This window comes from Caballeronia sp. GAFFF2 (assembly GCF_023631485.1).
GTDB lineage: Bacteria > Pseudomonadota > Gammaproteobacteria > Burkholderiales > Burkholderiaceae > Caballeronia.
The window spans coordinates 22183-46779 of sequence record NZ_JALQDA010000031.1 but is presented as its reverse complement, the minus strand read 5'-3'; the positions used below and the strand labels follow the sequence as shown (position 1 = coordinate 46779).

The 24597-nt window shown below is 64.2% G+C and carries 22 protein-coding genes and 1 riboswitch; of the genes, 6 read left to right on the top strand and 16 right to left on the bottom strand.

The window, feature by feature from the left end; translation table 11 throughout:
• Positions 1 to 53: 53 nt before the first annotated feature.
• Together tssB and NCT04_RS24385 are read right to left on the bottom strand one after the other, a co-directional pair.
• Positions 54 to 548, bottom strand: coding sequence for a type VI secretion system contractile sheath small subunit (gene tssB / locus NCT04_RS24390; RefSeq protein WP_244831862.1), 495 nt, complete (start codon positions 546 to 548; stop codon positions 54 to 56).
• A gap of 470 nt (positions 549 to 1018) precedes the next feature.
• Complete coding sequence (locus NCT04_RS24385) at positions 1019 to 1507, bottom strand: Hcp family type VI secretion system effector (RefSeq protein WP_250468075.1); 489 nt, start codon at positions 1505 to 1507, stop codon at positions 1019 to 1021.
• A gap of 255 nt (positions 1508 to 1762) precedes the next feature.
• Here NCT04_RS24385 and NCT04_RS24380 point away from each other — a divergent pair, with 255 nt between their 5' ends.
• From NCT04_RS24380 to tssA, 3 genes are read left to right on the top strand one after another with little or no spacing between them, the layout of a single operon-like run.
• The gene (locus NCT04_RS24380; protein WP_250468074.1) at positions 1763 to 4093 is read left to right on the top strand and encodes an ATP-binding protein; all 2331 of its coding nucleotides are present in this window, start codon (positions 1763 to 1765) and stop codon (positions 4091 to 4093) included.
• 4 nt (positions 4094 to 4097) lie between these two features.
• On the top strand, positions 4098 to 4838 hold the full coding sequence (locus NCT04_RS24375; protein ID WP_250468073.1) for a response regulator transcription factor: 741 nt from the start codon (positions 4098 to 4100) through the stop codon (positions 4836 to 4838).
• A 43-nt stretch (positions 4839 to 4881) separates the two neighbouring features.
• Positions 4882 to 6459, top strand: a complete 1578-nt coding sequence (gene tssA / locus NCT04_RS24370) for a type VI secretion system protein TssA (protein ID WP_250468072.1) — start codon at positions 4882 to 4884, stop codon at positions 6457 to 6459.
• 356 nt (positions 6460 to 6815) lie between these two features.
• Here the strand turns inward: tssA and NCT04_RS24365 are convergent, their stop codons facing one another.
• Positions 6816 to 6986, bottom strand: a complete 171-nt coding sequence (locus NCT04_RS24365) for a hypothetical protein (RefSeq protein WP_250468071.1) — start codon at positions 6984 to 6986, stop codon at positions 6816 to 6818.
• A gap of 74 nt (positions 6987 to 7060) precedes the next feature.
• Here NCT04_RS24365 and NCT04_RS24360 point away from each other — a divergent pair, with 74 nt between their 5' ends.
• Positions 7061 to 7207 carry a hypothetical protein gene (locus NCT04_RS24360; RefSeq protein WP_250468070.1) on the top strand — a complete coding sequence of 49 codons (147 nt, stop codon included), beginning with the start codon at positions 7061 to 7063 and terminating at the stop codon, positions 7205 to 7207.
• A gap of 457 nt (positions 7208 to 7664) precedes the next feature.
• Here NCT04_RS24360 and NCT04_RS24355 read toward each other — a convergent pair whose 3' ends face one another.
• Genes NCT04_RS24355 through NCT04_RS24340 form a run of 4 tightly spaced genes read right to left on the bottom strand, consistent with a single transcriptional unit; the run spans position 7665 to position 14886 of the window.
• Positions 7665 to 11732 carry a type VI secretion protein IcmF/TssM N-terminal domain-containing protein gene (locus NCT04_RS24355; RefSeq protein WP_250468069.1) on the bottom strand — a complete coding sequence of 1356 codons (4068 nt, stop codon included), beginning with the start codon at positions 11730 to 11732 and terminating at the stop codon, positions 7665 to 7667.
• Entirely contained in the window at positions 11729 to 12703 is a 975-nt protein-coding gene (locus tag NCT04_RS24350) for a DotU family type IV/VI secretion system protein (RefSeq protein WP_250468068.1), read from the bottom strand. Before NCT04_RS24350 ends, NCT04_RS24355 begins: the two co-directional genes overlap by 4 nt.
• A gap of 1 nt (position 12704) precedes the next feature.
• Complete coding sequence (tssK, locus tag NCT04_RS24345; protein WP_350029341.1) at positions 12705 to 14090, bottom strand: type VI secretion system baseplate subunit TssK; 1386 nt, start codon at positions 14088 to 14090, stop codon at positions 12705 to 12707.
• Positions 14091 to 14100: 10 nt separating this feature from the next.
• Positions 14101 to 14886, bottom strand: a complete 786-nt coding sequence (locus NCT04_RS24340; protein ID WP_244831854.1) for a type VI secretion lipoprotein TssJ — start codon at positions 14884 to 14886, stop codon at positions 14101 to 14103.
• 160 nt (positions 14887 to 15046) lie between these two features.
• Here NCT04_RS24340 and NCT04_RS24335 point away from each other — a divergent pair, with 160 nt between their 5' ends.
• Together NCT04_RS24335 and NCT04_RS24330 are read left to right on the top strand one after the other, a co-directional pair.
• Entirely contained in the window at positions 15047 to 15757 is a 711-nt protein-coding gene (locus tag NCT04_RS24335) for a hypothetical protein (RefSeq protein ID WP_244831853.1), read from the top strand.
• 279 nt (positions 15758 to 16036) lie between these two features.
• Entirely contained in the window at positions 16037 to 16219 is a 183-nt protein-coding gene (locus tag NCT04_RS24330) for a hypothetical protein (RefSeq protein ID WP_244831852.1), read from the top strand.
• Positions 16220 to 16451: 232 nt separating this feature from the next.
• On the opposite strand, the gene NCT04_RS24325 is transcribed toward NCT04_RS24330, so the two are convergent.
• From NCT04_RS24325 to NCT04_RS24285, 9 genes are all read right to left on the bottom strand, one after another.
• Positions 16452 to 16955 (bottom strand): 6,7-dimethyl-8-ribityllumazine synthase, encoded by a 504-nt coding sequence (locus NCT04_RS24325; protein WP_250468067.1) that lies wholly within the window; start codon positions 16953 to 16955, stop codon positions 16452 to 16454.
• Between the two features lie 100 nt (positions 16956 to 17055).
• A riboswitch (FMN riboswitch) is annotated at positions 17056 to 17224 on the bottom strand.
• A gap of 110 nt (positions 17225 to 17334) precedes the next feature.
• Complete coding sequence (locus tag NCT04_RS24320; protein ID WP_250468066.1) at positions 17335 to 17688, bottom strand: RidA family protein; 354 nt, start codon at positions 17686 to 17688, stop codon at positions 17335 to 17337.
• A 59-nt stretch (positions 17689 to 17747) separates the two neighbouring features.
• A complete protein-coding gene (locus NCT04_RS24315; protein ID WP_250468065.1) occupies positions 17748 to 18923 on the bottom strand; it encodes an NAD(P)/FAD-dependent oxidoreductase in 1176 nt (391 codons plus the stop codon).
• Complete coding sequence (locus NCT04_RS24310) at positions 18916 to 20322, bottom strand: FAD-dependent oxidoreductase (RefSeq protein ID WP_250468064.1); 1407 nt, start codon at positions 20320 to 20322, stop codon at positions 18916 to 18918. The genes NCT04_RS24315 and NCT04_RS24310 overlap by 8 nt, the downstream gene beginning before the upstream one ends.
• On the bottom strand, positions 20312 to 20674 hold the full coding sequence (locus NCT04_RS24305; RefSeq protein ID WP_250468063.1) for a (2Fe-2S)-binding protein: 363 nt from the start codon (positions 20672 to 20674) through the stop codon (positions 20312 to 20314). Before NCT04_RS24305 ends, NCT04_RS24310 begins: the two co-directional genes overlap by 11 nt.
• Positions 20675 to 20681: 7 nt before the next feature.
• A complete protein-coding gene (locus NCT04_RS24300) occupies positions 20682 to 21824 on the bottom strand; it encodes an NAD(P)/FAD-dependent oxidoreductase (protein ID WP_244831845.1) in 1143 nt (380 codons plus the stop codon).
• Positions 21821 to 22618 carry an ABC transporter permease gene (locus tag NCT04_RS24295; RefSeq protein WP_250468062.1) on the bottom strand — a complete coding sequence of 266 codons (798 nt, stop codon included), beginning with the start codon at positions 22616 to 22618 and terminating at the stop codon, positions 21821 to 21823. The genes NCT04_RS24300 and NCT04_RS24295 overlap by 4 nt, the downstream gene beginning before the upstream one ends.
• Positions 22619 to 22632: 14 nt before the next feature.
• Complete coding sequence (locus tag NCT04_RS24290) at positions 22633 to 23505, bottom strand: ABC transporter permease (RefSeq protein WP_244831844.1); 873 nt, start codon at positions 23503 to 23505, stop codon at positions 22633 to 22635.
• Positions 23492 to 24571: an ABC transporter ATP-binding protein gene (locus NCT04_RS24285; RefSeq protein WP_244831843.1), complete on the bottom strand. Its 1080-nt coding sequence runs from the start codon at positions 24569 to 24571 to the stop codon at positions 23492 to 23494. Before NCT04_RS24285 ends, NCT04_RS24290 begins: the two co-directional genes overlap by 14 nt.
• Between the last annotated feature and the right edge of the window lie 26 nt (positions 24572 to 24597).

Genomic DNA, 24597 nt, shown 5'->3' with positions numbered 1-24597 from the left:
TGTTGTTCGTCGCTCAATTCAATCTCCTTCATCTACGAAGTGCTGGTTCCGCGTTACTTGTCTTGTGCGCCGAGTTCGCCGAGCAGCCGCGCGCGCACGCCTTCGTCCTGGATCAGCTCTTGCAGACGCTTGCGGAAGTCGGGCAGATTGCCGATCGGGCTTTTCAGCGCCTTCAGGGCGTCGCGCAGTTCGAGCATCTGACGCAGTTCGGGAATGCGTTCCGCGAGCGCATCGGGCGTGAAGTCGTTGATCGAGTCGAACTTCAGGTCGAGCGAGAGCACGTCGTCGGGACCGGCTTTCTCGTCGAGCTTGTTCGGCACCGAGAGTTGCAGGCCGAGCTTTTGGCCTTTCAGCACTTCGTTGAAGTTGTCCTTGTCGACGTTGATCGGCTTCATGTCTTCGATCGGTACGTCGTCCTGACGCAACGTGAAGTCGCCGAGCACGAGCAACTTGAGCGGCAGTTCCACTTCTGCCTGCGCGTCTCCCGTGGCCGGGCGATAGACGATATTGACGCGTTCCTTCGGAGCAACCGAACCATCATTTGCCATTTCCATCTCCAGATTCACGGCGCCGCGCTGGCAGTGCGGACATCGATGAAAACGCGTCTCGCGCACCGTGCGACTGACGCGGGCCGCCGCCACTGCATACGCTCGGGCGGGCAGCCATCGCCTGAGCACGGGATAACTAACGAAATTGCGTGATACGGAATGCGGGGTGCGGCGCGGGGCGGATGTGAGCCGCTTCAGACTGTCGGATGCTCTGCCCGCGATTGAGCGAAAGGATCGGCGAGTCCGGATGGGAAACGGTCCTTGAGGCGTGAGTGCCTGTCCCGGAATTGAGTGCGAGCCATTATAAACAGACGTATCTCAAAAACCCAACGCATTTTTATCAGTTCATATGCTCTAAAGATCGTCCTCGACAAGCCGTATACGGCGGCCTCCGAAGACGCGGCTTCAGCGCTCGAAAACCCTTGTGCGACAAGGCTTTCGAGCGTATGTCCAGCGGCTGTCCATGTGGCTCAGGCCTTCGGCGCGAGCCATGAATCCTCGGCTTCGATACCGTCCGGCTCGTAGGTCCAGGTAATCTTTTCGTAGGTGAACGCGAGGTCCTCCATGTGTCCGATCTGCCGGTTGTTCGGATCGAGGCAGTTCGGTGTCCATGACTTCATGTTGGTCAGGATCGCGTTCTCGAGCTTGGCGGTGTAGTACTTTTCCTCCGTGCCTTTCGGCGAGATGCGATAGAACTCGAGCGTGACGGTCTTCAACTGTTCGCCGGACGTCAACGCCTGATAAAGCTTCGGGCTCGACTTGTCGATCTCCTTGCTCACCGTCATCGCGCCATGCACGCGCTTGCCGGTGGGCAGTCCGGTCTGCGGGCTTTTCGGAAGTTCGATGGTGTGATCCACGGCTTGCACGAGGATCTTGCCTTCGTGACCTTGCACCTTCGTGGCGCCTTCGATTTTTCCCTGGTTTTGACCTTCGACGGTCAGATAGCACGGCATCGGCATGATTCACCTCTTCTAGGTTGTTCGGGTTGGAGCGCCGTTCTCTTCAGGTCCGGCGCATGTTTGTAGTGTCGGCGGGCGCCGTTGCAGCCGTGTTGCGCCAAGGGCGCCGCATGTTTCATCCGTAACGAACGCGCAACTGCCTGGGTTCGCGAACGTTCGGTCGCCTGTTGCGCGATTTGTGCGCTGCGTTGTGCGTTGCTTTAGCCCGCATTACACTTGCGACCATTTCTAAGATAAATCTCAGGTCGTATCGGAATGCTTATCGCCGATGCGCTCGCTCAACCGGGGGCCACTGTGACCAATGACGTTCGTGCGGCCGCCGCCGCGCCGCACGGTCTGCCCGCTACCGGCGCGCGTCACCATGTGGCGGGCTTGCGGCGCGCCCTGTCTTTGGGCGTGCTTTACGGCGTCCTTTCGACACCGCTCGACACGCTCGGCACCGGTTCGGCGTTGGCGGCGGTGGTGTGGCCCGCCCCGGCGATGGCGGTGGCCTATCTCTGGCGTCGGCCGCTCGGCGAATGGCCGGCCGCGCTCGTCGCGATCTTCATCGCGATGGTCATCGTCGGTCAGTTCGACGTGTTCCCGCTTTGGGTCGATGCGTCCTTCGCGCTCGTCAACGTGCTCGGCGTGGGCGTGGGCGTCGGGCTTGCTTGGCGCTTCGTGAGCCGCCGCGCGCGTCTCGATACCACCGCGCGCTTCACACGCTTCCTGCTATTGCTGCCGTTTGGCACCGTTTTCGCGATGGCGCTCGCGGGTAGCGCGCTATCGCATGCGATCGGCGGTCGCGATCTCATCGATGTCTGGCGCACCATCATGGGCAGCAACGGTCTGGCGATGCTCGTCCTCGTGCCCGGTCTGCTCGCGTGGACTACGCCGCCCGATCCGGATGCGCGGCCGGTGCGCGCGTGGGTCGTCGTCGTGCCGGCGCTGTGCGGCGCGGCGCTGATGATCGAGGCGTTCCGCATCCAGCTTCCTGACGAGACCGAGCATTTGCTGCTGATTCTGCTGCTCGTCTGGGCGGCGGTCGCCGGGTCGATCCGTGCGGCGACGCTCGCGGCTTTCGTCATCGTGACGACGGGCGTGGCGCTCACGGTGACGGGCAATGGTTCGTACCATCAAAACGGCATCGTCGGCGTGCGGCAGTTGCAGATCGACCTCGCCGTGCTGTGCACGCTGGTGTTTTACGTGGCGGTCGCGCTGCTCGAACGGCGTGGTTACGAGGCGCGTCTGCAACGCGTGCAAAAGCTCGAATCGCTCGGCCTTTTGGTGAGCGGCATTGCACACGATTTCAACAATGTGCTGGGCGCCGTGCGCGGCCACGCCGAATACGCCGATGAACTTCTTCCCGCCGATGCCGATGCGCGCCGTCCGCTGCAACACGTGCTGGCGGCAGTCAGAAGCGGCACCGCGATGACCGAGCAGATGCTGCTCGCGGTCGGACGCGGCAGTCCGCGACGTAGCGAACCGGTGTCGATGCGCGTGGTCATCGACGAGGCGGTGGGTTTGGCGACGGCGGATCATCGCGGGCCGGTGACGATTGCCGTGGAATACGACGACGTTCGCCTGGGCACGAGCGGTATCGATGCGTGGCCTGTCGCGGGCGATCATGCGCAGCTCGTGCGGGTGCTTTTGAACCTGCTGCGCAACGCGGCGCAGGCGGCGCGCAGCTGGGTGATCTTGCGCGTGTCGGCGGGCGTGCCGCGCGAGGAAATCGCGGATGTCGGGCGCGTGCCGGAGCGCACCGCGGTGATTCTAGAAGTGCACGACGATGGACCCGGAATTGCGCCGGATATCGCGTCGCGGATTTTCGACCCGTTCTTTTCGACCAAGCGCAAGCAGAGCGGGCATGGGTTGGGATTGTCGATCGCGGCGGGAATCGTCGCGGATCACGACGGCGGGATTACGGTCGGAAACGGGCCGCTGGGTGGGGCGATGTTTCGGGTGTTGTTGCCGGCGAAGCGCATAAAGGGTGTGGCGACGGGGCCGCGCGGTGGCCTGGGCGACGGGGGAATGCATGAGGCTAGTGATGCGGATGCGGCTTATGTGACGCCGCCGCGGTCGACTATCGGAATCGATGCGTCGCCGTCGGATGGAGAAAAGGCTAACGTAAATTATTTGGCGACAGCGCCGAGCATTGCGTCCATGTCGCGAGCGATGGATGCGGCTCACGCGCCGGGCACGCCCTGCACCGAGCCCAACGCTCCCATCGGCCAAGGCGAGCCCGTCCTCCTTGTCGAAGACGACGACACCCTCCGCGCGCTCCTCGAAGACTGGCTCGCCGAATCCGGCTTCGAGCCTGCGAGCTACGCGTCGCCCGCCAGCGCGCTCGACGCATTGCAAGCCGATCCGCACGGCTTCGCGTTCCTCGTCAGCGACATCGAAATGGATGACCTGCGCGGCGACGAACTCATCGTCGCCGCGCGCGAACGCAGTCCCGCGCTGCCCGCGCTCTTGATCAGCGGGGCGCGGCAGGGCGCGCATATCGCCGCGGGCGTGAGCGTGCCGTTCCTCGCCAAACCGTTTGGCCGCGCCGATTTTTCGCGCGCGGTGCAGGCGCTTTATCACTCACACGAAGCCACGCGCTAACGCCATGCCGAGTTCACCCCGCATATTGATCGTCGACGATGACCATTCCTTGCGTGTTCTGCTCGTCGAATATCTAGCCGGACACGGCATGACGACCGAAGGCGCGGCATCCGCCGCCGAAGCGCGCGAATGCCTCGCCGCCGATACCTTCAATCTCGTGTTGCTCGACCTCGGCCTGCCCGACGGCGACGGCCTCGAACTCGCGCGCGAATGGCGCGCGGGCGGCGAGGGCGGTGCCATGCCGATCATCTGCCTCACGGGCCGCACCGAGGAAGCCGACCGCGTGATGGGCCTCGAACTCGGCGCGGACGATTACGTCACCAAGCCGTTTTCGCCGCGCGAAGTGCTCGCCCGTGTGCGCGCCGTGCTGCGGCGCACGGGCGCGGGCGCGGCGCAGGGCGCGCCGATCACGCGCGGAAAGCTGCCGCGCGCGTATCGCTTCGGCGGCTGGACGCTGAATCTGAACACGCGCCGCCTCAAGTCGCAGGACGACGAGACCGTTACCCTCACCAACGCCGAGTTCAATTTGCTGGTCGTGCTGCTCGGCGCGCCTAATCGCGTGGTGTCGCGCGAACACATGATCGAGCGCACCCGCGCGTTCGACGATGTCTATGACCGCGCCATCGACGTCCAGATTTTGCGGCTGCGTCGCAAGATCGAGGAAGATGCGCGCGCGCCCAAGCTGCTGTGCACGGAACGCGGCGCGGGCTACTACCTGAATGCGGAAATCGAGGAAGTATGGTGATCGAACTTTGCGTGTTTCCCGATTTATCCTCGACGAATAAGCCATGAGTCCTCCTTTCGATACGCTCGGTTCCGCGCCCATTACGCCGGACAACCCCGCTGGCGGCGATGTCCGCGACGATCCCGACTTCGATCGCCTGCAGACCGAGATCGACAAACTCAACAGCCCGAGCGCGGCGGCCGGCACGGACTGGGACGTGGTGCAGCGCGCTGCCACCGTGCTGCTCGCCGAACGCGGCAAGGACTTGCTCGTCGCGTGTTATCTCGCGGGCGCGCTCATGCGCCGTTCCGGCCTCGAAGGCCTTGCGAGCGGCTTGACGGTCATCGACGATCTGCTCGCGAATTACTGGGAAACGCTGCATCCGGGCCTCTCGCGCTTGCGGGCGCGGCGCAACGCGTTGTCGTGGATTTTCGAGCGGGCGGTTCAGTTCGTCGTGGACAAGGTGGACCGCGATACGCAGCAGGAGCGCGCATTGATCGATGCGTTGCAGACGCGCCTCGAAGCCATCGATACGCGTCTTGCCGAGAAAGACCCGGACGCGCCGAGCGTGCGGCCGTTGCTCAATCAGATTCGCACGTTGCCGGTTCGGGAAGTTGTGCCCGAGCCCGTGCCTGCTGTAGACGCGCCTGTCGCGTCGGCGGAAACACGACCAGCACAAATCTCGCGTCCTTCTGCGCCGGCCGCTGCCGCATCGCTTGCCGTCGCGCCGCTTTCGAGCGCGGCCATTGTGTCCGATGCCGATGCCGACCGCGCCTTCGAGCAGATCGCCGAGCGGCTGGTGACGCTGGCGGGCTTCCGGCGTGGCAATCGGGCGAGCGATGCGCAGGCGTATCGGCTGAATCGGCTTGCGGCGTGGGGCGCGATCGAAACCGCGCCGCTTGCCGAGCGTGGCCAGACGCGCATTCCGGGGCCGATCGCGGAACTGGCGATTGCCTTGGACCGCCTGCAATCCGGCGATGCGCCCGAGGACACGCTCACGTTCGCAGAGGCGAACTTGCCGGCGTTTCCGTTCTGGATGGATTTGAATCGCGCGAGCGCGCAGGCGCTTGCGAATCTTGGCGAGCCGTTCGCGGACGCGCTCGCCGAAGTGAACGCGGCGACGCTGCAACTGTTGCGCCGAGCCCCGGAGTTGCCGAATCTGACTTTCGCGGATGGCAAGCCTTTCGCGGATGGCGCGACGCTCGAATGGATCACGAGCCTGCAACGCAATGCGGCGACGGGTTCGGGCGGCGGCGCGGCGCCGGATGCGCTCGCGGTCGCGCTCGGCACGGCGCGCTCGCTCGCCGCGGCGGGCGACCTCGAAGCGGCGGCAGTGGCGCTCCAGGGCGCGACGTTGGGCACGAATCCGGAACAACGCCTGCGCGCGACCATCCACTTGAGCGAATTGATGCTGGCGCATCGGCCGAACGCGCCGCTGCGGCCGTTCGCGCAGATGATCGTCGGCGAAGTGGATCGGCATGAGCTCGACCGCTGGACGCCGCAACTCGCGCTGGAGGCGTTGAGCGCGGCGCACGCGCTGTATCAGCAAAACGATGCGCATGCCGAAGCGATTGCACTGGTGGCGCGCATTGCGAAGATCGATGCGGCTGCGGCGGTGAAGTTGGCGTTGGGGGGCGTGTAGGGGAAGGCGGTCGCGCGCGACGCGTGACGACGGCCGCCTGACAACGCCTCGTTCGCTTGCTCAACGCGCGCCACCCACGGTTCCGGTGGCCCGCCTATTCAAGCCATCGTCCAGTGAGGCGAATCCGGGGGACATAGGTTGAAGACTTGGGCGCAGGCCGCCGTTCGAAGCTGCTGTGATACTGCTTATGCCAGTTGGTTGTGCTCGCAGGAGAGCTGCTGCACTGTCAGCACCCGTTCCGCGACAGGCGAACGTGCTTTAGGATCGGCGTTAGCCATATTCAGGCCTTCAAGTGAACTGGTCAACGGGCCGCGAGTGCTAACTCCCAGCCCGCGCTCCATTTACCGCTGTGGTCCCTACCCCTTTTTACTGTCTTTACGCGCTTTACGCGCGAGCTGCTTCTCACTCTCGGCCACGCGCGTCATTGCGCCCGCCTGATTCTTGAAGATCAACGCATCGAGCACGCCGCGCACGAGTTGCTGATCCTGCTCGGGCATGCGCGCAATGGTTTCGAACTGACAACGCACGACATCATCGGGGCTGCGCTCGCCTTCATCAGAAATTAGCGCATCTAAATTAACGCCGAGCCCGATAGCGAGGCATGGCACTTCATGGCGATACCGCCGCTTCGCTCTTAGCGACGAAGAATGCCGAAGCAGACAAGGACGCGCATTCAAAATATTCAGAAAATACTGGCATTGAAAAAATTAGCGGACAGCCTGATGTCTATGCGGCAGTAAGAACTTAGTTTCCATTAATTTAGTCGAGGAATTTATTGTGAAAAAGCACGCTTATGTTGCGCATAGGCCGTTATCAAATGAAAAGGGTAAGGGCACGACGCATCACGTGGTAATCGTTGACCGAAAAGAGGTAAAGGAAACTAAAACGCAGAAAGAGGCAGCGGATTGGGCACTGTCAATGAACTACTCGGTACACGTTGCACGAGAGCGGCATTTGCAGGATCAGGATAAGCCCGCGCATTGGCGGCAGTATCCTTGAGAAGATGTAGCAGAGCGGAAATAGCTAGATAAGGCGGCACGGAAGTTTACTCCGTGCCGCTTGAATGGCGAGAGCGCGAGATGATGCGCGAGCAAGAAGGGAAGAACGAAGAACCAGCGTCGTTGCCGGTGTCATAGTGTATTCAGCAATAAGAATAGCCGGCCCGTTGCCTCATCCAAGCCCCGCCCAGATACCAAACACCGAACTCAAGACCCCGCCCCCGACAACCCCGGCACTGTCGGCAAAACCGGCAAGACCGGCAACGGCGGCACGTCCGGCGCCGTCATCGGTCCTGACTGAATCGGTGCAAACGAAGGCGCCGCCGCCGTCACCAGCGGGCCGCGCGCTTCCAGCAGACTATCGAAACGCGCCTGCAGCGTCTGCGTTCCAGCCGGAGAAGCCGGCGCATTCCAGCACGTCCCGATCTGCTGCGGCAACGACACGCGTAGCGGCTGCGGCGTCGTCCCGCCACCATTACCCGCCAGCTTGATCAGCAACAACTGCTGCGTCTGCGCCGCAAGCGTATCGATCGCTTGCTGGCGCAGCTGCGTCTCTTTCTGCTGCGCGTCCTGCAATTGCGCCAGCTGCGTCGCGCCATCGATGATCGCGTCCTCGCCACGGAACTCGTAACGCACCGTTATCTGGTCGATGCCGCGCTGCGCGAGCGCCGCCGCCGACGACGGAAAATCCTGCGGCGTGAACAATCGGTGCCCATCGCGGAAATCGCGCAGGAAACTGACCACGCCCGCATCGCCGCGATAACGCTTGGAGAGCGTCAGGCCATCGAAACGAATCAGCAAACTCACCTCGCCACACTGGCCGAGTGTCCAGTTGAAAGTGTCGCTCACCGGGAAGTTGAAGTTGGTCAACGTGCGCGCGCCCGCCGCACACTGCACCGTCAGCACAGTCGCGAATGGCCGCATGCGCGCTGAAGGATTCACGTCGATAGGCTGCGCCGTGATCGTCAACGGATACGCCTTCGCCTGCGCCGCCGCAATCTGCTGCTTCACACTCGCAATGGTCTGCTCCGCATTGGCCTGCTGCTGCTTGGCCTGCTCTTGCGCCGCCTGCGCCTGCGCTGCGTCGGCTTCGGCGCGGGACTTGGCGCGCTGTGCTTCCATCAGCTGCGCGGTGCGCTTGCCGACCGCCGAATTGAGCGTCGGCAGGAACGCGGTGGTGAAGGGCACGCTGTAATCGGCCGTCTGCACTTCAGAAATCGCGCTCGCCGAATGCGTCAGGAACGGCTTGGCCGGCCCATCGACAAAACTCCACACCGAACCCTGCGGACCGTACAACTGATCGACGACCTGCGTCATGCTGGTCGCCGCCTGCAACGGCCAATACACCTTGCTGTCCCAATCCGATTGCAACGCGCACGAAGTCTCTTCTTCCGTATAAGCCAGCACGAAATGCAGCGGCCCGCCGATCAGATGCCAGATGGCCTGATCAGCCGCGCCGTTGGAATCGACTTCGTCACGCAGGCGCAGAAGGGCGCGCGCGGCATCGTGTACAGGCGATGTCTTCACCGCCGGATCGACGCCAAAGCCATGAAACGCAGCCGATACGCCATATGCCTTTGCGGTGCCATCGGTGACGGTGGCCGCGATCTGATCGATGTCCTGAAAATAGTCGCGCATGGCGGATGCCGCCCGCGCATTGACGCGCACCGCCGCCGCGCCCGCCAGCGGACTGCTCGCGATGCTGTCGCGGATCGCCTGGCCGCCGAACGAGTTGATGCTTTGCACGATGCCACCCGCACGGCTCGCGATCAGCGCGCCGGTGGCATCGCGCCGCAGGCGGCCCATGCGTCGAGCGGTCTGCAGCCAGTCGGGCAACTGGGCGTCGGCCACGCCTTCGAACTCGTCGTTGACGCGATCGAGCGCGCGCAGATAAGGGCTCGCGTTGTGCGTGATGGTCGCGAGCCGTCCGCGCCAGGCGTCGCGGCCCGGTAGCATGCGTTCGCCCTGCGGCACGGTTTGCACGAAGCTCTGCCACGCCTGAAAGCGCTCGATCTGATAGTCGTGGTCGAAGAACGCCTGTTGCTGCATGAGTTGCGCATCGTCGACGACCGCCTGGTGAATCTCCTTCAGATAGCCGTCGATATCCACCCGTCCCGCGCGCGTGTACGCGGCCGGCACCTTGATCTCCGCGAGCCGGTTCGCTTCGGCGAGTTGCGCGTCGGTGCGCGCGGCTTCCACAGCCTTCGAATCCGGCGCCGTTGCACGGCTCGACGCCGCCGTGATGCGCCCGCCCGCGACATTGCCCGCAACCGGAGCATCCACGTTTGCCAGACGCAGGGATTGCGCGCGCGCCGAGTTCGCGTCGAGCCAGAAGTCGGCGAGCGAGACATCGTGCAGATGCGGGTCGATCGGCGCAAGCTGCGTGAGCCAGTGCATGCGGTTCTGGTACAGCGCCTGGGCAAGCGTCGCCTGCTGTTGCGCCACGCGCGTCACGATGTCGCGCGCATTCGTCGCCGACCACGCGATATAGGAAATGCGCAAGTCGTTGATCTGGTCGAAGAGTTGCGACGACCACGGCGCCATGTCGCTATAAAGCGGCTGAGGCATCGCGGCAAGTTCCGGACGATCCGCGCCCGCCACTTTCGCGCGCAGCAGATTCGTCACGCGCACTTCGTTGAGGATGCTGAGCGGCAGCGTGCCGTCGGTATCGTTGACGAGATCGCGCCGCAAATCCAGATCGAAATCGCGTTCGACGGCTGGTCGGATGTACTGCAGATATTGCTGCGTGTATTGCTGGCGCAGCCGTTCCTGCAAGCGATCGATATGGCCGGAGATCATCCAGCGCGAACGCCAGTTGCGGTTGCGGCGATCGATCTCGCGCAGCGCGGTGTTGCTGCGCGTGAGGGTAGCGGCGTCATCGACGAGCAAGCCGTCGAAGCGCTGATGAAACGGATAGCTGCGCTCGATCTGCGTCAGCGTGTTGACGTTGCGGATGAACGACATCGTGATCAGCAAGCCGAACGCAACGGCCAACATCACCCACGCGAGCATGCCTAGATGTTGGGTCGCGGCGAACCAGCGATTGACAAGCGCGGCAGGTTTGCCGACGTTGCGGTCTTGCGGCAGGATGCGGCCGAAGAGATCGTGCAGGAACACGCCGGTCGTCGAGGGTTCGTGCGGCGGCATCGGGCGCAGCGTCTCCGGCAGCACCGCAGAGCGCGCGCCGCCGGCCTGCAGGCCGCTCGAAAAGAACAGTCCGCGCAAGAACGGCGATTCCAGATACGGGCTGTTACCAAGGCACGCCTTCACGAAGAGTTCGGTGCCCGCGCGCAGGCGGTCGAGTTCGTTCGGAAACAGCAGCAGTTCCACCGCCGATTGCGGATGCCGCGCAACCAGCGCAACCCGCATCGCGCGTAGTCGTTCGACGATGGCATCGAAGGCCAGTGAGAGGAAGCGCTCGGTCGGCGGATCGTCGGCGGTGGCGGGCGCGAGATGACCCATCGCCTGATTCAACGCGGTCTCAGGCAAGAGCGTGCTCCAGCTTTCGAAGCCATAGAGCTGATCGCACTTGGTGACGAGCACGTACACCGGAAAGCGCCGCCCGAAAAGGCGGATCAACTGTTCTATGCGCGCACGGATCACGCGCGCTTCCTGATCGATCGCCTCGCGGTCCGGCGTGACGAGCCGGTCGGCGGAGATGGCGAGCACGAGTCCGTTGATGCCTTCGCGTCCGCGATAGCGCGACAGAAGGTCCAGCACCAGGTTCCACTCGCGGCGGTCGGCGTCTTCGTTGTCGGCATCGACATAACGGCCCGCGCAGTCGAGCACGATGGAGCGGTCGAAGTACCACCAGTCGCAATTTTCGGTTTGCGGGACCGGCGCGCCTCGTTGCGTGTGATCCTGCAGCGAAGTGGACAGCCGCGAGCGCGCGAGCGCCGTGGTCTTGCCCGCGCCTGGTCTGCCGATCACCATGTACCAGGGCAGCACGTAGAGCGGATTGCCGAGACGCTTCAGGCTCGAACCGCGCAGGAGCGCCGCGGCATCGCGGAACTTGCGGCGCAAGGCGCCCGTGCGCGACCCGCGCTGCGCGGCTTCCTGTTCGGCACGCCGCTGCCGCGCGATGATGCTGCGGGAACGATACGCAAGCGTCAGGCGCCGCAGGAAGATCAACATGAAGAACATGCCGAGCGCGCCGAAGAAAATCGCGGCGGACGCCCACAACGGCCATTCGAGATACAGCGTCAGCCCCCAGCTGACGAGCGCCAGCACGACGAGCGCAAGGAGCCACAGCAGAACGGTGCGCAGGACTTTCATTGGATGAGCGGAAGAAGAGCGTTCACCATCTGCACGATGATCAGGTGATAGGTGCCGTAGAGCACGGCGAGCACGACCACGGGCAAGCCGAAGCCGATGAGCGTCTGCCGGCGAAGCCGCCAGCGCACTCGGCGCGCCGCCGGTTCGACGCCGGTTTGCGCCGCGCGCGCCGATTCCTCGCTGACATACGCTTGCGGAAAAAGCACCGCGCCGGTGGCGGCCGGAACGCCGCCTTCGTCGAGCACTTTCTGAAGCGTGACGCGGCGGCGTTCGTCGAGCTGACGCGAGCTGCGCTCTTGCGCATAGCGACCCTTGAAGCCGAGCGCGAGACACAGCGCAAAGACTTCGCGCACATCGGCCTGATCGTCGCGCAGGTCGTCGAGACGCGCGTAGAACGAGACGCCGGCGGTCGTCGTGTTGAAGTGGCGGCGCTGCATCAGATGGCGCTGCCAGTGCGGCGCGCCAGCCCATTCGGATGAGATCAGCACTTCGTCGGCCCAGGCGAGCACGGCGAAAAGCGCGTTGTCGAAATCCGATGGCACGAAATTGTGGATGCGCGCGTCGTGCCGCGCCTGGTCGATGGCTTCGTCGATCGCTTCGGCGAGTGCGCGTGCGCGCGCGGCGTCCTCGGCGGGCGTGCCGCTCGATGCGTTCGATACACTCGCCCGTGGCGCGAGCGAAGGAAGCGGCGCGGGCGCCGGCGGGGCATCGGCGATGGCGACGGCGTTGGCGTTGGCGTTAGCGTTAGCGCTTGCATTGCCATTGGCGGCCATCTCGCCGATAGGCTGCGGCGCAAACGGCGAACCGCCAGCGGAAGCAGGCTGCAATGCAACCGGACGCGGCGCGGCGGGCAAGGGCCTTGGAACGGCAGGCGCCGCCGTCGACGGCCGCAAGAAGGCCGGGGCGGCGGCCGTATCGATCGTCTGCCGCACCAGCGCGATGACGGGGATCAAAGTGTCGGTCAGATGCACGTCATCTCCGCAGGATCACGATCTCGGCGCGCAGATCGGCGGGGGCGTCGAGCCAGTGAAGAGCGATATCGCCTTCGCGCTCGACGAGTTCCCACTGCTCGCTCACCTGTTCGATACGGAAGTAGAACGAATGCGCGCGACGCGGCAAACCCTGCGGCGCGTGCGGCATATGAATCAGTTCGAGGCCGGGCAGGGCATGGCGCACGAGCGTCGGAATCTCGCCGAGCGCGGACAAACGCGCGCCGTTGACGATGCCATCCACCACCCATTGCGGATCTTCCTGCGTCCGCACGACGAGATAAAAGCGGTTGCGGTTGCCGAACACGCTGCGCGGCACTTGTCCGTGATAGACGCCGTCGCGTGGCTCCAGCACGACCAGAAACTCCGGCCCGACCGTGATCTCGTTGAGCAGATGCCCGATGGTCACGCGCGCGCGCCCGAAGCAGCCGTCGAGGTCGAGGTGATCGTAAGCGGGCAGACCGGCGCCGCCGTCCATCTCGCCGAGCATGGTGAAGCGCTCGGAGAACGAGCTCAGTTCGCCGACGAGTTGCCGCAACACGCCGTATGCGAGCCACGGATGCACCTGTTCGCTCTCGATCAGATGGAACAGGCTCGGCGAAAAGCGATTGAGCGATCGCAACGCGAGCAGGAACAGCATGTACGACGCGTCGAACTCGGCCTTCTGCATCTCGCGCGGATTCTTGTACTCCTGCAACTGGCGGGCGCGTCCTGCAAGCTCGTCGCGGATCTCGCGCAGCATCGTGCGCAGCGCATCGGAACCGGCGAGCGCGTAACTCGGCGGGATGAAGCGGTCGGCGAGCACGACGGTGTCGCCATCGCGCACCAGCCGCGCAATGGGAATCAGCTCGTACTGATCCAGATGATCCAGCTCCGATTCGAAGAACACCTTCAGCACATAGCGCAGCGTTTGCAGCGGCGCGTCGGGGCCTTCGGAATAGAGATCGGGCGTCTCGGGAACGGACATCACCGTGGCGAAGCGTGTGGCGACGTTCGCGGCGTCGGCGAGCGTGCCGACTTCGGTGACGTTCTTTTCCTGCTCGCTCGCGCGGCGCACGCCGAGATAGACGTTGAGCGGACGGTCGCCCTGCACCCAGCTTGCCTCGAAGGTGCGCGGCGCGATCACCGCGTTCTCGGGATACTCGGCATAGTGATGATCGCGGAACAGAAGACGCGCGCGCTGCACGTCGATGGTGCGATTCGCGATGGCGCTTCTCGACAGTTCGAGCGCGCCGACGCCCCAGAAATGCGGCACGCCGGCTTCGTAAAGCGGCGTCTGCGTGAAACGGCTGTGCTGATCCGCGAGCTGAAAATGCTGCGGCTGCAGAAACATTCCCTGATGCCAGTAGACGGCTTGCTTGTGTTCCACGTCGGGCTCGTCAGTTGGGGAGTTTGATGGTGGCGGTATCGGCTGCGCCGTTCGATGGCGTGAGCGGCACTTCCTTGCCGCCGCCGTCGAGCGGCACGATCTGCTGCTTCGCCTGTGCGCGTTTTTGCGCGGCGACGATCTGCGGCGGTTCCGGATTCAGACGCGCGGCGTCGCTGATCGCATCACGTCCGAGCGACAGGCGCAACGCAAGCGTTTGCGGTTGCGCCGCATAATCGTGGCCGACGAACGCCTGATTCGATATGGCGAGCGGAATCTCGAAGAGACGCGCGCTGGACGCCGGGTCCATCGTGTAGAAGCCCGCGATCAGCCCGACCATCTTCGCTTTCGCGGCGCGATCGATCGAGAGGATCGTGTGACCGCCCGGCTGAACGACGTAGCGCGTGAGCTGAAGGATCGCGGGATTCGGCGCCGCTTCGCCGAGCGTCGAGGCGAGCGTGCCGGCATCGGCCGACAGTTTGCGAAACGAATCGGCGTCGGCGGTCTGCACCACGCCGAGCAGGAGCGTATGCGGCTCGTTGTTGTATTCGTTGAGTAGATCGTCGGCGTCGAGCTGCACGAGGATGGCGTCGCCCGCCGCGCTCCAGTCGACGGCCGCGACGGCCTGCTTCGCGCTCGTGCCGCTGAACATGGAGCAGCCCGCGAGTACCAAGCCGAAGGCGAGCGCGCAGACGGTGAGTACGCGTTGCGCCGCGCGTCGCAACGTGGGGGCGACGCGGATCGTCTGCTCTGCTACGCTTGCGGCAAATTCGGCTTGCCTGAGAGTCGGTCTACTCATGTCCCTCGATCTTTCCCGTCGTAATCGTAGTCGTAGTCATGGTCTGGCCAAGCGATCCTTGCCGCCGAAGCCGGGCTTGCGCCGTCTTGCCGTCGCGGGCGCATGCTTGATGACTTTCGCGATGCTTTCGGCCACCGCGCCCGGATGCAGGGCCGCCGATATGGCTAACACGGTTAACGGCAGCGACACCGCTCAACCTGAGGTGCAATCGACCGAAGTTGCGCACACGGGCCTGCCCGTCACCGTGCCGGTCGTTTCCGTCAGCACGCTCACCACGACCACGCTCGCCAGTCAGCACGAGTGCCGCCCGACGCTCACCACCGTGCGCGAGTTCGAGGTGGCGCAGGCGAATGCGCGCCCGTGGTTCGTGCGGCATATCGAAGGTCTGACTGGCGCTCCGCTCGGGGCGGCGGGCGCGGCGTGGCTCGCGGCGCATTTTCTGGCGGAGCGCATTTGGATTTTGCCGGCCGCGCTCGCGGGCGGCGCCGTGGGCTGGGTGGTCGGACCGTTCGGCATCCTGCTGGGTGCGGGCGGCGGCGTGCTTGGGCACGCGCTGACGCACAAGATATCGGTGACGGTCGCCGGCGGCGTGGCGGGCGGCCTGATCGGCATGGCGCTCTGGCATTTCCTGATTCCCCCGCCGAAGCCGGCCACGCCCGATTCGCCCGTCGACGTGCCGGTGGAGCACTTCGTGACGAACGACCAATGCGGCGATGTCCAGCACGCCCGCTTTCGCGGCGGCGATCTCTACAAGGTTGATTTCATGCTCGACGGCAAGCCGATGTCCGCCGATCTGCCATACGACCCGGGCAACACGCTCGCGGTGTATCCCGATGGCCAGCCGGTCGTGCGCAACTTGCCGATTCCTTGATTCCCTGATTCCGTGACCGGATGCCAGTACTCCCTAAAGACGATTTGGCGGATCGGGCAAGAGGAATTGTCTTAAAAAAGCGAACCGAGTGTAACACGCGTTTCGCTTGATTTTTGGCGGAAATCGGCGTGACGTTGCGGCGTTGCAGCCTTGATGGGCGTGTAACGGAGCCATGTTTCAGATGAAACCCCCGTGCTTCTTTTTGCTAACGCTCGTGTAACTCTGCTGGCGCAAAGTGCGCTTCATGGAGTCATTCGGGAAGCATGAGCGGGGAACATCATGAAAAAGCGTCTGGGATGGGTGGCGGGTGTGGTGCTGGCGGCGTTGCTAATAGCGGGCTTCGCGACGGTCGGCAATGACGATTTACCGTCGGCGGGGTTCTGCGTGGTGTCGTCGGATGGAGAAGTGTTGCAGGCGCTGGATTCCATGCGCGCGGTGAAGCCGGGGGATTCGGCAAGTTGAGTGGATCGCGGCGTAACGCAAAGTGCGCCGTGTTGCTGGTTCCGTCCGTGATTGCGCGCACGGAGTTCAATGCCGTCGTCAATCCCGCTCATCCCGATGCCGCGCGGATCGTGGTTCCGGAACCGATATCGTGGTGTGGGATCGACGGCTGTTCGCGGTCGGCGATCAAAGCACGTCGCTTTGCGATTGAAGCGGGCCTTCGTCGAAAGGCCCGCTCATCTGCTTCGAATGCTCAACCCGCCACCGGCAACGCACTCAACTTGGCGATCGTATCCGCGCAAGCATGCGCCGCTTCCGCACCCTTCACGAGAAAGTGCTCCTTGAAGAAGCCGATATGCTCTTCGCCATGATGAAAATGATGCGGCGTAAGCACGGCCGAAAACACCGGCGTGCCGGTTTCGAGTTGCACCTGCATCAAGCCGTTGATGACGGCCGTCGCGACGAACTCGTGCCGATAAATTCCGCCATCGACCACCAGTCCCGCCGCGACAATGCCCGCGTATTGGCCGCTTAGTGCAAGACGTTTGGCGTGCAGCGGAATCTCGAATGCGCCAGCGACTTCGTAAAGATCGATATCGTCCGCTGTGTAACCGCGCTTCTGCATGGCTTCGATGAACGAGGTCTTGCATTGATCGACGATATCGCGATGCCAGCAAGCCTGCACGAAAGCGACGCGCGCACGAGTGGAGCCTGCGGCCGATACTGCTTGGGTTTCGTTCGAATTGGAAAAGTTCATGGACATCAGCCTGTTTGGTGTGAACAGGGCGAAGGACGGCCAATGGCCTTCGCACGCGACAAAATAAGCGCGAACGAAGCGTGACGAAGCACACTGACTGTCCTGTTCTCTTTCATCCGGACTATACCGTCGGCCCCGGAATCAAACCGGGTCTGCTGACCTCTCCGACCGTGAAAGCCGGAGAGCGCTCGCGGGCTACGTCCCTTTCGTGAAAACATCGGGAAACGATTACCGCCGGTGGGGAATCTCACCCCGCCCCGAGAACTCGCTCATCGCAACCGTGCGATGAACAGGCTGGAAGTTACCATGAAACGTGGCTTTTTGTGCGGTGCGTTTCGCACATTCAAATCACGAAAAGCGATAAGCGGCAGCAGCCCGTTCACGCCAACGCCACCACCGCGATCTCCACCAGCAGCTCGGGCGTTGCCAATTGCGCTTGCACCGTCGCGCGGGTCGGCGCATGCCCTTGCGGCACCCACGCATCCCACACTTCGTTCATGCCGCTGAAATCGCGGGAGATATCCGCAAGCCACACTTGTGCCGACACGAGACGCGTCTTGTCGATGCCCGCTTTCTCCAGAAAGCCGTCGATCTTTTCGAGCACCTTGGCGGTTTGCAGTTTGATATCCGGCGAATGATCGGCGGAAGTCTGGCCGCCGATAAACACGAGACCCGCTGCCTTGACGACGCGGCTCATCCGCTGATTGGTGTCGATGCGAACGATATCGCCCATGATTTTTTTCCTTGAACGTTGAGATTGAAACGAAGTCGCCGCGCGAAAACGCGCGGCATTCAATGCGCGACGAGACGCGCGGTATTCGCATCCGAAGAAGAAGCGGCCGCGCGCCCGAAGCGATCGATGGCGAATGCATCGAGTGAAATGGACGGCGCGCCATCGAGCATGAGTTCGGAGACGAGCTTGCCGCAGCCCGGTCCGAGCTGAAAACCGCTGCCGCAATAGCCGAACGAGTAATAGAGATTCGATGCCTTGCGGCTTGCCGAGATCACTGGAAGCTCATCCTCGGTGAATGCCTCGACACCGGCCCACGCGCGATTGACGCCCAGATGGCGCAGATGCGGGAACAGATCGGTGACGGTTTTCGCGCTGCGCACGAGGCGCACGAAATCCACTTCGCCATGACGCGCAAGCAGGTCCGCAATGCCGATCAGCTTGCCGCCGATCACCACCGTGCCGTTATCGAACTGCTTGAAGGACAGCGGCCGTCCCGTTGCGCCGAGTGTCGCGCGACAGAAGGGCGCGACGCGATGCGTGACCATCAGCATCAGACCTTCGGGATGCACCGGCACCGGCTCGCCTACCTGTTTCGCGAGTTCGCCGGACCACGCGCCCGCCGTGACGAGCAGCTTTTCCGCGCTGAACGTGCCGTGCGGCGTGTAGGCGAACCAGCGCGCGCCGCGTTGCTCGATACGACGCACCGGCGTGCCTTCCAGAAAGCGCGCGCCGAGTTTTTGCGCGGCGAGCCGGAAGACCGTGGTCGTGCGATACGGCAGCGCGAAGCCATCGCGCTCGACCCAGATGCCGCCCGTGACATGCCGAGCCAGCGCGGGTTCGAGTTCGAGCACGGCCTCTCGGTCGATCACTTTCTCGTGCGTGAAGCCATGCGATTCGAGCAGGGCGACGCGCTCGCGGCATGCTTCGAGCTCATCGTCCGTCTCGGCTATCTTGAGCTGGCCCGATGGCACGAAGCCGCTATCCTCGCCAATCAGATCGCGCATGCCGTGCCAGATTTCACGCGACATCAGCGCGAGCGGAATCTCGGGCAGCGCGCGTCCGAGCGTGCGTACGCCGCCTGCATTCACGCCGGACGAATGACGCGCGACGTAATCGGCTTCGAGCACGATCACCTTCGCGCCGCGCCGCGCCATGTGGAACGCGCTGCTCGTGCCGTGCAGTCCGCCGCCAACCACGAGCACATCGGCTTCCTGAACGTCGGTTGCGTCATTCACCGGCGAGTTCTCCGAGCGTGAGCGGCTTGATCGGCGGACGAATGCGGTAGTAGCCGACTTCGGCGGGCGAGACACGCCGCGCATCCGCGATGACTTCGGTCACCGTGAGACCGCACATGCGGCCCTGACACGGACCCATGCCGCAACGTCCAAACGACTTCGCCTGATTCGGTCCGACGCAACCCATCTCGACGAATTTGCGCAATTCGCCCGCCGTGACTTCCTCGCAGCGGCACACGATAGTCTCGTTGCGCGGAATGCGGTTGATATCGCGCGGACGATAAAGGCTGTCGAGAAATGGCCGGATGCGCAGCACGCCCGCCAGCGCGCGGCGCTGCCCGGCCGCTTTGGCGTCGCGCGTTGCGGCGTTCAGCGCGCCGAGTTGCGCCGCGACCGCGAGGCCCGCGAGCGAGCCCTGCAAGGCCGCCGCCTGCGCGCCGCCGATACCCGCGCCGTCGCCCGCGACGAAGATGCCGGGCACATCCAGCTCGCCCCACGCATCGACTTTGGGCGTGAAGCAAAGCTGCGCGTCGTCCCAGCGATGCGACGCCCGCAAAGCCTGCGTGAACTGCGTATTCGGCACGACGCCCTGATGCAGCAGGATCACGTCCGCTTCAAGGCGATGCGCCGCGCCTTGCGTCGTGAAGTGAAGCGCGGCCGCATGCTCGACGTTATCCGCGCCGATGCGCCCTTCCACGCGCAGATCGTCGGCCGCTTCGAAGATCGGCACGCCGGCGTCGCGCAAGGTGCGGATCAGTTGCAGGCCCTTGCTCAGGAACGGCCACGCGCGCAATGCGGACAGCATGTGACGCTTCGCGCGCCAGCGGTCTTCGTGACGCGTGGTGTCGACGAGCGCGCGAATCGGCACACCGGCGCGCACATATTGCCAGCCAAGCAGATACAGCAACGGCCCGCAGCCCGCGAGAACCGGTGGCGCGGCAGGCACTTCGCCCGCGCTCTTCAGGAGAATCTGCGCGGCACCCGCCGTCAGCACGCCGGGCAGCGTCCAGCCAGGAATCGGAAAGGGCCGCTCCAGCGCGCCGCTTGCGAGAATCACGCGTTGCGCGTCGAAGCTGCCGATCTTGCCGTCCTTCAGATAGTTGATGCCGCGCTCGCGCGTGACTTGCCAGACGCTCGCATTGGTCACGTGACGCGCGCCCGATGCCGCGAACGCGCGGGCGATCTCCGCGCCCGCCGCGTAGTCGGGGCCAAGTATCTCCTTGCGACGCGCATCGGCGTGAGCGATGCCACGATAAATCTGGCCGCCCACGGCGTCCTGTTCATCGATCAAGACGGTTTTGAGGCCCGCGCGGGCGGCGCGCGTGGCCGCGCTCATGCCGGCCGGACCAGCGCCGATCACGACCACATCGACGGCTTCGGAGGCGAAATCAGCGGCCATGCGCGTTCTCCAGCGGGGTATCGGCGAGTGTCATGGGCGGCAGATCGCGCGCGCCTTCCTGCGAGCAGATACGCATGCCCGCCTGCACTTCGACCATGCAACTCTGACGGCTCGGAATGCCGTCGATTTCGACGAGGCATTCGAAGCACGCGCCCATCATGCAATACGGCGCGCGCGGCGCACCCGACACCGGCGTCGCACGAAAGCGCGAGACGCCCGCCGCGAGCAGCGCGGCCGCGACGGAACGGCCGCCCGGCACGGACAAAGGCTGGTCGTTGAAGAAGATCTCGATGGCCGCGGCGGATTCCCCCGGCAGCGGCTTGAACAGCGTGTGAGTCGATTGGGAAGTCATGTCGAATTCAGTGTGCGGGAATCGGTTCTTGAGCGTTCTCGAAGCGGCGTGCGGAGAAGGTCGGCAATTCCTCGGGCACGGGTGCACCGGTGATCCACGGCGCCACGCGCATGGCATGTGCGGCGGCGAGCGTCACGCCGCTATGGCAAGTGACGACGAACGCGCCGGGATGCGCTTCCGACCGGTCGTAGATCGGAAAGCCGTCCGCGCTGTAGACGCGCAGCGCGGCCCACATCCGCACAAGCCGCACGTGCTGCAACATCGGGAACGCGCGCACGCCGCGCCGCGCGATATCGGCGAGCACATGCGTGGTCGTGAAATCGTTGAAGCCGACTTCTTCCATCGAATCGCCGAATTGCACGCTGCCTTCGTCGGTCTGGCGCACGTTGAGCGTCGGATAGTCGAGAAACGGCGCGACGCGTTCGCTCACCAGCACCTGCCCGCGATTCGGCGCGACCGGCGCGTTCAATCCGACGAACGGCGCGAGCATGCGGTTTCCGAGGCCAGCCGCAAGCACGACACGCCCCGCGCGATACGTTCCGCGCTTGCCATGCACGACGAAGCCTTGGCCGTTCGCGTCCGGTTCGATGCGTTCCGCGCGTTCGCCCGAGACGAGCTTCACGCCGCGCGCCTGCATCGCCGAATGAAGCGCGCGCAAGAGCTTGAGCGGGTTCACATGGCCGTCCATCGGCGTGTAGCTCGCGCCGATCACTTGCGGGCCGATCTGCGGAATGCGCTCGCGAATCTCGGCGGCATCGAGCATCTGATACGGGTAGTCGCCGATCTCGGCCTTGAGCGTCGAGAGACGCTTCTCGCGGTCGGCGAGTTCGTCGTCGTTGAAGCAAAAGTGGAAGCCGCCCGGCTGGCGCAAGGCCACGTCGATGCCCGTTTCGTTCAAGAGGCTCTCGGCGAGTCCGGGCCAGCGCGTGGCCGAACTGCGCGACCAGCGTGCGTAAGGCGAGAGGCCATAGCCCTTGCCTTGAATCCATACGAGGCCGAAGTTGCCGCGCGAGGCGCGAAAGCCGCCGTCGTCTTCGTCGAGCACGGTCACGCGCGCGCCTTCGCGGGCAAGACCGTAAGCCACGGCGGAACCGACCAGGCCGCCGCCGAGCACGAGCACGTCGGGGCTGGCGGAGGTTGAAAGTGTCATCGCGCTTCTCCGATCAGAATGCGGTCCAGTCCGACCATGCGGTCGAGCAGGATCATCAGCAACACCGTGCCGACGATCAGCACCGCCGAGACCGAGGCGACCAGCGGATCGATCGTCTGCGCGATCTGGTTGTACATGGCGACGGGCAGCGTGGTCGTGCCGGGCGTCGCGACGAAAATGGTCATCGTGAGTTCGTCGAAACTCTGGATGAACGAGAGCACCCAGCCGCCTGCCACGCCGGTGCGGATCATCGGCAGGACCACGCGGCGAAATGCGGTGAAGCGGCTCGCGCCACATGAAAGCGCGGCGCGTTCGGCATCGCGATCCAGGCCGACGGCGGACGAAAGCGCAAGCCGCAATGCATACGGCAAGACGATGATGACGTGCGCGCATACCAGCGACCAGAACGATCCCGACAGATGCAGCAGCGACAGAAAGCGCAGGAACGCGATGCCGAGCACGACGGCGGGGATCATCATCGGCGAGAGGAAAAAGCTCGTGAGCGCGGCGCGGCCGGGAAAGCGATAACGCGCGATGGCCAGCGCCGCGGGCACCGCGAGCAGCACGCCGATGGTCGCCGCCGCGAACGCGAGGCGGATCGACAGCCAGAACGCCGAAACGATGTCGCCGTTCTCGACGATCGCGCGGAACCAGCGCAGCGACGCGCCATCGAAAGGCATCGAGATGAAGCCTTTGTCGGTGAAGGCGACGAGCATCACGACCACGAGCGGCGCCATGATGAAGGTCAGGAAGAACGCGTTGTAGACGAGCCCGAGAATGCCGTTCTGTTTCATGATCGTCGTCCGCGTTAGTCGAAGATATGCCGGAACCGGCGTTCGGCGAGGCGGCTGCAACCCATGACGATTGCCACGTTCGCGATCAGCAACAACACGGCGATACTCGCGCCGAGCGGCCAGTTGAGCGTGCCGAGAAACTCGTCGTAGGCAGCGGTGGCGACGACCTTCAGGCGCCGTCCGCCGATCAGCGCGGGCGTGGCGAACGCGGATGCCGACAGCGCGAACACGATGATCGATCCCGACAGCACGCCCGGCATGATCTGCGGCAGCACCACGCGGCGGAACACCGCGAACGACGAGCCGCCGAGCGAGCGTCCGGCCCATTCCACTTGCGGGTCGAGCTTTTGCATGGTGGCCCACACGGACATCACCATGAAGGGCACCAGAACGTGCGTGAGCGCGATGATCATGCCGGTCATCGTGAAGACGAGGCGGATGGGTTCATCGGTGATTTTCAGCGCTTGCAGCACGTTGTTGAGCACGCCGTTGTTGCCGAGCAGAATCTGCCAGCCAAGCGTGCGCACCACGACCGAGATCAGGAGCGGGCCGAGCACGACGAGAAGACACAGCGACTGCCACGGCTTCTTCATGCGCGCGAGCACGATAGTTTCCGGCACGCCAAGCACGATGGAGAGCAGCGTGACCGCGAAGGCGAGGCCGGCAGTGCGCAGAAAGATGGTGTGGTAGTACGGGTCGCTCACTACTTCCCAATAGTTCGTGAGCGTGTAGGCGGCGGTGACGCCGGCCGTGTCGCTGAAAACGCGAAACGACAGCACGAGCGTGAGCGCGAGCGGCGCCAGCAGCAATCCGACAAAAAGCAGCAGCGCGGGGCCGGACAGGAGCCACGGCGCGGCGCCGGGACGGTCGTCGTCAAGCGTGGCCATGAGCACCCTCCGGAGCATCTTGCGTGAGCACGCGCAGATCGTCGTCGGTCCAGGCGAGGCCGACTTCGTGACCTTCCTCGGGCGGCGGCGCACCGTGATTCGGCTGCGCGACACGCAGCTTGCCGAGTTCCGTTTCCACTTCGAGCAGCCACTGATTGCCGACGAACACGCGCGTTGCAATACGTCCGCGCACGCGCGCTGCGCCATTGGCGATATGCACCTTCTCCGGGCGGATATAAACGTTGACCGCGCCGTTCACATGACGGCCTTCGTGCGGCACGTGCAGCGTGGTGCCGAGTACATCGACTTCGGCGCAACGCGGATTGCGCCGCAGGACTTCGCCGGAAAACGTATTGGTGCGCCCGAGAAAGGTCGATGCGAACGGCGTGGCGGGACGCTCGTAAGCGTCGTATGGCGTGCTCAATTGAGCGATGGTTCCGCGATGCATCACCGCAATGCGATCGCTCATGGTCATGGCTTCGACCTGATCGTGCGTGACGAGGATCGTCGTTATGCCGAGGCGCTTTTGAATCGCCCGCAATTCGATATGCATTTCCTCGCGCAACTTGGCGTCGAGATTGGACATCGGTTCGTCGAGCAAGAGCAGTTCGGGCTGCATGGCGATGGCGCGTGCAATGGCCACGCGCTGCCGCTGGCCGCCCGACAATTCCTTCGGATAGCGATGCCCGAGTCCCTTTAGACGCACGAGCGCGAGTGCTTCTTCCACGCGCTCTTCGCGTTCGCGGCGCTTGACCTTGCGCATTTCCAGACCGAAGCCGACGTTGCCCGCCACCGTCATGTGCGGAAAGAGCGCATAGCTTTGAAACACCACGCCGATGCCGCGTTTCTCCGGACGTTCGTGCGTGATGTCGCGGCCATCGAGCAGAATGCGGCCCGTGGTCGGCGTGACGAACCCCGCCACCATTTGCAGCGTGGTCGTCTTGCCGCAACCCGAAGGTCCGAGCAGCGCGAGAAGTTCGCCGCGTTCGACATCGAGATCGAGTTGTTCGATCGCCGTGAAATCGCCGTAGCGTTTCGAGATACCTTGCAGAGTCAGGAAGGCCATGCGCCTCGCTCCTTCATGCCGGTGTG

Coding starts and splice junctions, on each gene's coding strand:
- tssB (WP_244831862.1), bottom strand. CDS start 548: ATGGCAAATGATGGTTCGGTTGCTCCGAAGGAACGCGTCAATATCGTC.
- NCT04_RS24385 (WP_250468075.1), bottom strand. CDS start 1,507: ATGCCGATGCCGTGCTATCTGACCGTCGAAGGTCAAAACCAGGGAAAA.
- NCT04_RS24380 (WP_250468074.1), top strand. CDS start 1,763: ATGCTTATCGCCGATGCGCTCGCTCAACCGGGGGCCACTGTGACCAAT.
- NCT04_RS24375 (WP_250468073.1), top strand. CDS start 4,098: ATGCCGAGTTCACCCCGCATATTGATCGTCGACGATGACCATTCCTTG.
- tssA (WP_250468072.1), top strand. CDS start 4,882: ATGAGTCCTCCTTTCGATACGCTCGGTTCCGCGCCCATTACGCCGGAC.
- NCT04_RS24360 (WP_250468070.1), top strand. CDS start 7,061: ATGGCACTTCATGGCGATACCGCCGCTTCGCTCTTAGCGACGAAGAAT.
- NCT04_RS24355 (WP_250468069.1), bottom strand. CDS start 11,732: ATGAAAGTCCTGCGCACCGTTCTGCTGTGGCTCCTTGCGCTCGTCGTG.
- NCT04_RS24340 (WP_244831854.1), bottom strand. CDS start 14,886: ATGAGTAGACCGACTCTCAGGCAAGCCGAATTTGCCGCAAGCGTAGCA.
- NCT04_RS24335 (WP_244831853.1), top strand. CDS start 15,047: ATGGCTAACACGGTTAACGGCAGCGACACCGCTCAACCTGAGGTGCAA.
- NCT04_RS24330 (WP_244831852.1), top strand. CDS start 16,037: ATGAAAAAGCGTCTGGGATGGGTGGCGGGTGTGGTGCTGGCGGCGTTG.
- NCT04_RS24325 (WP_250468067.1), bottom strand. CDS start 16,955: ATGAACTTTTCCAATTCGAACGAAACCCAAGCAGTATCGGCCGCAGGC.
- NCT04_RS24320 (WP_250468066.1), bottom strand. CDS start 17,688: ATGGGCGATATCGTTCGCATCGACACCAATCAGCGGATGAGCCGCGTC.
- NCT04_RS24310 (WP_250468064.1), bottom strand. CDS start 20,322: ATGGCCGCTGATTTCGCCTCCGAAGCCGTCGATGTGGTCGTGATCGGC.
- NCT04_RS24305 (WP_250468063.1), bottom strand. CDS start 20,674: ATGACTTCCCAATCGACTCACACGCTGTTCAAGCCGCTGCCGGGGGAA.
- NCT04_RS24300 (WP_244831845.1), bottom strand. CDS start 21,824: ATGACACTTTCAACCTCCGCCAGCCCCGACGTGCTCGTGCTCGGCGGC.
- NCT04_RS24295 (WP_250468062.1), bottom strand. CDS start 22,618: ATGAAACAGAACGGCATTCTCGGGCTCGTCTACAACGCGTTCTTCCTG.
- NCT04_RS24290 (WP_244831844.1), bottom strand. CDS start 23,505: ATGGCCACGCTTGACGACGACCGTCCCGGCGCCGCGCCGTGGCTCCTG.
- NCT04_RS24285 (WP_244831843.1), bottom strand. CDS start 24,571: ATGGCCTTCCTGACTCTGCAAGGTATCTCGAAACGCTACGGCGATTTC.